At 57.3% G+C, this 6,998-nt stretch carries 6 protein-coding genes and 1 pseudogene; 5 read left to right on the top strand and 2 right to left on the bottom strand.

What is annotated here, in order from left to right; all coding sequences use genetic code 11:
* Window positions 1-309: pseudogene (locus EN879_RS18545) on the top strand (NADP oxidoreductase coenzyme); the annotation flags it as partial.
* A 93-nt stretch (window positions 310-402) separates the two neighbouring features.
* Here EN879_RS18545 and EN879_RS18540 read toward each other — a convergent pair.
* Together EN879_RS18540 and EN879_RS18535 are read right to left on the bottom strand one after the other, a co-directional pair.
* Window positions 403-684: a hypothetical protein gene (locus tag EN879_RS18540; protein WP_063169442.1), complete on the bottom strand. Its 282-nt coding sequence runs from the start codon at window positions 682-684 to the stop codon at window positions 403-405.
* Window positions 685-1,025: 341 nt separating this feature from the next.
* Window positions 1,026-2,312, bottom strand: coding sequence for a sensor histidine kinase (locus EN879_RS18535; protein ID WP_245478583.1), 1,287 nt, complete (start codon window positions 2,310-2,312; stop codon window positions 1,026-1,028).
* Between the two features lie 201 nt (window positions 2,313-2,513).
* Between EN879_RS18535 and EN879_RS18530 the strand changes: the two genes are divergently transcribed.
* The 4 genes from EN879_RS18530 (at window position 2,514) to EN879_RS18515 (ending at window position 6,539) form a co-directional block, all read left to right on the top strand.
* Window positions 2,514-3,227 carry a response regulator transcription factor gene (locus EN879_RS18530; protein ID WP_063169440.1) on the top strand — a complete coding sequence of 238 codons (714 nt, stop codon included), beginning with the start codon at window positions 2,514-2,516 and terminating at the stop codon, window positions 3,225-3,227.
* Window positions 3,228-3,432: 205 nt separating this feature from the next.
* A complete protein-coding gene (locus EN879_RS40000; RefSeq protein WP_245441344.1) occupies window positions 3,433-4,938 on the top strand; it encodes a collagen-like protein in 1,506 nt (501 codons plus the stop codon).
* Between the two features lie 85 nt (window positions 4,939-5,023).
* Window positions 5,024-5,824, top strand: a complete 801-nt coding sequence (locus tag EN879_RS18520) for a DUF6065 family protein (protein ID WP_063170393.1) — start codon at window positions 5,024-5,026, stop codon at window positions 5,822-5,824.
* Window positions 5,805-6,539 (top strand): L,D-transpeptidase, encoded by a 735-nt coding sequence (locus EN879_RS18515; protein ID WP_082826592.1) that lies wholly within the window; start codon window positions 5,805-5,807, stop codon window positions 6,537-6,539. The genes EN879_RS18520 and EN879_RS18515 overlap by 20 nt, the downstream gene beginning before the upstream one ends.
* Window positions 6,540-6,998: the final 459 nt, after the last annotated feature.

The following is a 6,998-nucleotide window of genomic DNA, read 5'->3' as shown; positions in this document are numbered from 1 at the left end:
GAGCTGGACGGTCTGCCGTCCTCCGCCTTCGTCGCGAAGGCGTTCACCGGCGCCAAGCTCGTCAAAGGCTTCAATCACCTGATTGCGGCCACCCTGGCTGCCGATCCGATCGTCGAGGGCGGGCACCGGGTCGTCTTTCTGTCGAGCGACGACGAGGACGCGATCGCTCCCGTGGCGGCCTTGGCCAGACAACTCGGGTTCGCACCGGTCAAGCTGGGGAAGCTCAACGAGGGCGGCACGCTGGTGCACGCACGCGGCCGCACTTGGGGCCAGCTGATCTTCCAGGACCTGTTCAAGAAGGAGCAGTAACGGATTTATCGTGCGCCGACAGAGTGGCAGGCGTTCGATGCCGGCCACATCGTCGGCAAAGAGCCAAGCGCGCGAAGTGACATGCTTGAAAGCTTACATCTGCCTGGGATCCTTCGGCCGACATGTGCCTGCCACCCAGGAATCGTAGTTGCAATAGCTGATGTCCCAGCCGGCATCGCGTCTTTTGAAAGTTGCCTCACGACCGCCCGCGCGGATGGGTCCGAAGCCACCCCAACTGCCATCCGAGCCTTTGTAATTTCCCATGACGCGATAATTGCAGTTGTTCACGACGACGTTGCCGTCCATCGACACGCATGCCGATGCAACAGTGGCAAGGCTGAAGAAAGCTGCGATGGCGAGAGAGGCTTTGCGCATCGTGGTCTCCTAACTGGGTTCGGCGAACCAACCGTTACGAGATCGTGGGCCGGGCCTCTTCCCCATTTGGGCTAAACCGGCTGGTAAATTCACGGCGGCATGGCTGCGCTTGCGGACAGAAGCGATGTGCGGAGATGCCGAATGGGCCTGCCCATCGCCGAAGCTTTACGGCCTCCGCGAAGGCCAGAGTGTCCCGGCTCGAGCGGCTCTATCGCCGCCTCTCTACCAGATCCGCAAGATTTGCCGGAGGTTAACGGTAGACAATGAGCGGCCGCAACTGTGTCTCTTTCCGGCCATTTTCTTCAGTCCTGGTTCGGCCCAAAGGCCATATGTCAGGGGGATCACTTTTCAGGGGCAGGCCAGTTCCGCTCGACGGGCAGTGAGAGGCGGAATGTCGACCCGTTGACGTCGCTGGCGGCCAGTATGAGACCGCCGCCATGCTGCCGGGCGATCTCGCGTGAAATGTAGAGCCCTAAACCGGAGCCGTTTACCAGTTGGCCCGCGGCGCGATAGTACCTCATGAATATGAACTCGTGGTCGTCGGGCGCTACGCCAGAGCCCTGATCCGCCACGTGTACAAACGCCACGCCCTGCTCAGTCGACAGCCGGATCGTCACAGAGCTGGTCACCGATGAGTATTTCAGGGCGTTCTGGATCAGATTTTGTATCACAATCTCCAGCAGGTTGCGGTCACCTTTCACAATCACTTCATCGCCGTGAGTGAAGCTAACACGTCCGGCCGCAGCATCATCCAATCCCGCTTCGGCGGCGCGCAAAACCTCATTCAGGTCGAACATCTTGATCCTGGGAAGAGTTTCGTGCCCGCCATTGAGCCGGTCGAAGGCTAGGACGTTTTCAATCAGCGATGACATCCTTTTGACGGTCTGGCGGATCCTTGTGGTGCGCAACTTGATATTGTCGGCGCTTTCACCTGCAGAAGATGACAGATTGTCGGCGGCGGCAGAGATGACGGCCAACGGGCCGCGAAACTCATGAGATACCAAGGCCACAAAGTCCCGCTGCTGAGCCAGAGCATCGTTGGCGGTGTCCAGAGCCTGCCTGAGCTTGAGTTCAAGCAGGTGACGTCGATCCACTTCCACCATGAGCGAGGTGTTTCTTTCCCCAAGCTCAGCGGTCCTTTCGCGCACCTTGATAGTCAGCTCCTGCTCGGCCAAGCGCGACACTGCGATGACGCGGTCCTTTTCCTCGCTCAAGCTGCGCTCGGCAAGCCGCGTTCTCTTCGCGACGGCCGCGCTGAGCAACGCCAGGTGAATCACGGTCCCGCCGGCCAAGAATCTGGACAAAGAGCCATCCAGTTGGAACGGGTTGGCCCCAGTATACATCATCTGCATCACCAGCATGACAGAGATTACGCTCAAAAATGCAATCGCCGACAGCAGATATTGATACCGTCGCCGCACAATGAGCAGATAGAGCACCAGCAGCGAAATGAAGATGAGAGACAGCTGCTGCAGTCGCGATACGAAAAACCCGACGTCGCCGTAGCGTCCCACAATCGCAAAAGCCAAGGCGATGCCATTGAGCAGTACAACGCCCTGGGAGATGCGCCACGCCCAGATCAATTGGCGGTGAAAATCAAACAGTCTAGATAAAAATAATATCAGCACTATACTGTATAAGCAAACGATAATACCCCAAATGAGGTGTATGGTTTTCGGCTCTAGAGACCTCAGAATTTCGGATGCGTATCCCATGTGGAAGAGACTTATTAGCCCAGACTCTATGATAAACAAGACACACAAACAATATAGACAATGCGGCGAATAAATGAAATCGAATGGTATCAGATTGCTGCATGGGGTCCGTAGATGATCGGAGAAGGCTACAAGCATGGCGTTATCGTGATCTCCCCCCTTGTTTATCTTGTCGATGACGACAGGGATTTCCGCGAGGAGATGGTCTTCGGACTATCCAGATTGGGCCTGAACGTACATGGATTCCACAATGCTGCCGCCCTCTACCGAGCCTGTGCCGCCAAGCCGGCTGAAATCGTCATTCTCGACATTGGCCTGGAGGGCGAAGACGGCCTTTCCATAGCTACCCATTTGCGGGCCTTACAATCGGTCGGGATCGTCATGGCGACGGCCCGGAGTTCCATCGACGACCGGCTCAATGGTCTTGAAGCGGGCGCTGACGCTTACCTCGTCAAACCCATTGATGTTCGGGAGCTTGCTGCCACGGTGATGGCGGTCAATGAACGTCTCAACAGGCGCCGCGCCCCTTCGTCGTCTCCGGCCCCACGATGGGCCCTCGAGGAAGGCGGCTGGGTGCTTACCGACGGCATGGGCCATCGCCTTCGCTTGACCACCTCGGAACGGCACTTTTTGGAACGCTTGTTCAGTGAGCGTGGCAAGACCGTCGATCGCCGCGCGCTCGTCGAAGCCATGGGCGCAGACATCTATGACTTCAACTATGCCCACCTGGACACCATCGTGAGCCGGCTGCGTCGAAGAGCCAAGAAATCCGACATGCTTCTCCCCTTGCACGCAATTCGCGGGTCAGGCTTCGCCTTCCCCGATTAGAATGATCGTGCCGACCCTGTCCAGAGAGAAGATTGCCGATCTCATCAATTTGGAAGATGACAGGGAAGGAATTCGAGAAGCATCCTCAAGCGACTGACAGTAAGTGTAAGGATATGACAGTTACTGCGATTGTGAATAATCGCGAGATTAATTACTTCAAGGAAAGGGTTGGATAAATCCGCATTCGTTAGATGGCTCGCATTCTATGCATAATCGAATAGGAATGTATCGTGCGCATGGCGAGGTAGATAACGAGGGCGGCGGTGCGCAGAAGGGGTGCGGGATGCGGCAGCATAAGAGAATTTTATTTGCCAGTTGTTCTATTCTAACGTTCGCATCCATCTATGTCGCGATTACCCCCGCGCTAGCCGGGGCGCCAAGCAACGAACAACTCTATCAGATGATTTTGGACCTGCAGCGAAATCAGAAGCAGATGGCGCGCAAACTTGAGGCCGCCTACGCCGAGACTGCTCAGGTTAAAGAAGAACTGGCCACCCTCAGGGGTTCGGTGGCCCAGAGTCGCGAGATGGCTGCGCTATCCTCGGTTGAGAGGCGCATGTACCTGTCAAATCCGCAATCCGACACTCGTGCCGTTGCCGCGCCCAATGTGCGTGTCGGATTCGGCGCGGGAACCAACGGTAACGACCCGTATGCCTTTACCGACGGTTCCGTGGCGCTCCCGCTCGGTGAAAAATACGGCTTCCAGGTCGATGCGATTGGTGGCGTGACGCCAAACAGTAACTTCACAGGTGCCGCCGCGCATCTGTTCCGCCGTGATCCGAAAGTTGGGGCGCTGGGTCTGTATGGAAGCTACCTTCACGGCGGAGGTGGTTACGATGATGGTGGAGTTCTTGAAAACGGTTATGTCGAAGGCAAGCTCGGCGTTGAAGGCCAGTACTATCTGGGCCGGGTCACGCTTGAGGGACTTGCCGGTATAGAATGGAATTCACTTGAAGAGGACGTCAGCCCGTTCGCCGAAGGCAGGGTCGGGTACTATCCTACGGATAACTTCAAGGTTAATGGCGGCCTGCGTCATCGCGACGCCTTTGGTGGTAGAACGCAACTTGTTGGCGGCGCCGAGTACCTGACCGAGTTCGGAAGCGGGATAGCGACTTCTATCTACAGTGATTTCAGCTTCGATCTGACGAACAGCGACGTCTCCTCAAGCGGCGATTTTTCTGCGATGGCCGGTTTGAGATTCCACTTCGGCACCAATGGCGATCGAAGCGCCCCGAAGACAGTCTTCTGCAAGGATCCGGACCAGAATTTCGAGTGCGCGGTCACGGATGGTCAGAACGATTATTATGCCGACAAGCCAGGTCGTTCCTTGATTCAGCGTGATCGTGGCGACTTCCTTCCATCGCACATCGTAAAAGACGTTGGCAACTTGCCGACGCCTTCCACCAATGTTTGGGGACAGCCGGGGGCGCCTGGCGCACCCGGCGAGGCTGGTACGCCTGGAGTGCCCGGCGCGTCTGGACCTCCCGGCGCGCCCGGCGCGGAGGGACCTGGCGGACCTGCTGGGCCTGTCGGACTGCCCGGATCGGACGGGACACCTGGAGCGCCCGGCGATACCGGCGCGTCTGGACCTCCCGGCGCGCCCGGTGCGGAGGGACCTAGCGGACCTGCCGGACCTGCGGGACCGGAGGGACCTGCCGGACCGGTGGGGCCGGTGGGACCGGAGGGACCTACCGGACCGGCAGGCCCATAGTGCCTCCTTCTATCCTGGTCATGCCGCTACGGTTGGCGACGTGATCAGCAACTTAGAATCGAATCGTTTGAGGATAGCGGAGAGTATGACCGGCCCTCGTCTTGACTGCATGATCCAGGCTCCGAACCCGCCTGAGCTTGTCGCCGCGGAGGGGACGCGAGACTGGATGGATGCGACCGACCAGCATTTCGCCTACCGCTGCACGCCGCTTTCAATCGCCAATGCCAGCGGATGGGAATTGTTGAACCCCATAAATGTGACTGTTACTTGGAACGGATACAACACTACAAAAGACATCGCCTTCCATGTAAACGAACCGAACGTCACGCACCGATTCATCAGCTCGACCTTCGGGCACGGCATAGTAACCTTTCATCCGGGTTACGTGTTTCGCACCGAGCCGGGCTGGATGGTGTGGGCTCGCGGCTCTCCCAACCGGATGAAGGACGGAATCGCGCCGCTGGACGGCTTGGTGGAAACCAACTGGCTGCCGTTCAGTTTCACCATGAATTGGCGCTTCACCCGCCCTGGGTCTGTCACTTTTGCCAAGGGCGAGCCATTCTGTTTCATCACCATGATGCCAAGTGTCGCTATCGAGCAGGTGCAGCCGGTCATTCGTCCGATGGAGGACGATCCTGAGTTCCATAAAGAACATAAGGTTTGGAATAGCGAACGTCGACGGTTTTCGGCCGGCCTGCAGATGAACGACGAGCTTACCAAGGAGATGAAGTGGCAGAAGCACTATCTGCAGGGTGTTTCGCCGACGGGGAAATCGGTCGCGGATGACACTCACCGAGTAAAGCGAACTCTAAAGCGGCCGATCCACATCGACCAGTTGCGGGCCCAGGAAAAAGGTTCGCCAGTAGATGAAGCTAGCCAAGAGTAAGCGGCCTGTGCGCATTCCTCCAGTTGGATCGCTAGCATTTGGCCGTTCGATTAACGGGTCGGTTTCGAGCAGAGACGAAAGACCGGAATGCATCCGCCAGTTCGTGCGGTCGGGCTTTGTATTGGCGCTGGCGGCGCTCCTTGTCGGTTGCCTGGCGGATGGAAAAGGTAGCCCGAATACGGCTACAGAGTTAGTTCGCGTGAAAGCCGCTTACGCGAGGGAGCCGCATGAGGTCTTCATCGTCGATCGCAGCAAGTTTGACCAACGCTTTCTGCCTGTCGATGTGACGCCCCCGGAACGCTTGCCTGCCGGTACGGTGTTGATCGATACACGGCAGAGGTTCCTCTATCTATACCGCCTCAATGGGATGGCGCGGCGCTATGGTGTCGCCGTCGGGGCTAGCGGTTACAGTTGGTCGGGCATTGCCAGCGTAGGGCGTAAGGCGGAGTGGCCCGCATGGCATCCGACTGACGACATGCGTAACCAGTCGCCCGACCTGCCGCGCATGATCAGGCCCGGCACGCACAATCCGCTCGGCGCGCGAGCTCTCTATCTGTACAAGAACGGCGTGGATACGCTTTATCGTATCCACGGCACCTCAGAGCCCTGGACCATAGGAACTGAAGCGTCCTCAGGGTGCATTCGCATGCTCAACGAGGATGTGATCGAACTCTACAGTCTGGTGCCGAAGGGAGCAAAGGTCATCGTGAAGTGAAGCGAATTGAACAGGCACAGGCCAACGCTTGCTGTCGGATGCCGTTGGACAATACCCACGCCGGTGGCACAGGTGACGGCAGATTTCTGCTTCTATCCATATGGCGTCATAGAGGGAGAATTTAAGACATAGGCGTCGCTGCTCGTATCGATATCACTCGCGAATAAGGTTTTGGATACCTTAACCGTCATCTCTGTCCGTCATAATCGACGTTTAGGTATTCTTTTTTACACCTTTTGCGTGTATTGAAATAAAAAAATTCAATGGACGCGTCTATATGTCAGTTCTCGTCAGTGACGGCATGCCATTCGTCTTCCCGTTCGCCGTCGGCATCAGTCAGGGCGCGAACGTCCGAAGGACAAATCCAGGCTGATGGGTTGGCAATTGAACGGACCGAGTGAAAGGACCTATGATGAGGCGCTCTCTATTCATGCTGGTTTCCGCCGCGCTATTGAGTAC

Source organism: Mesorhizobium sp. M7A.F.Ca.AU.002.02.1.1 (assembly GCF_003998535.1).
Lineage (GTDB): Bacteria > Pseudomonadota > Alphaproteobacteria > Rhizobiales > Rhizobiaceae > Mesorhizobium > Mesorhizobium ciceri.
The sequence above is the reverse complement of the archived record's forward strand: the minus strand, read 5'-3'. Positions and strand labels throughout refer to the sequence as shown.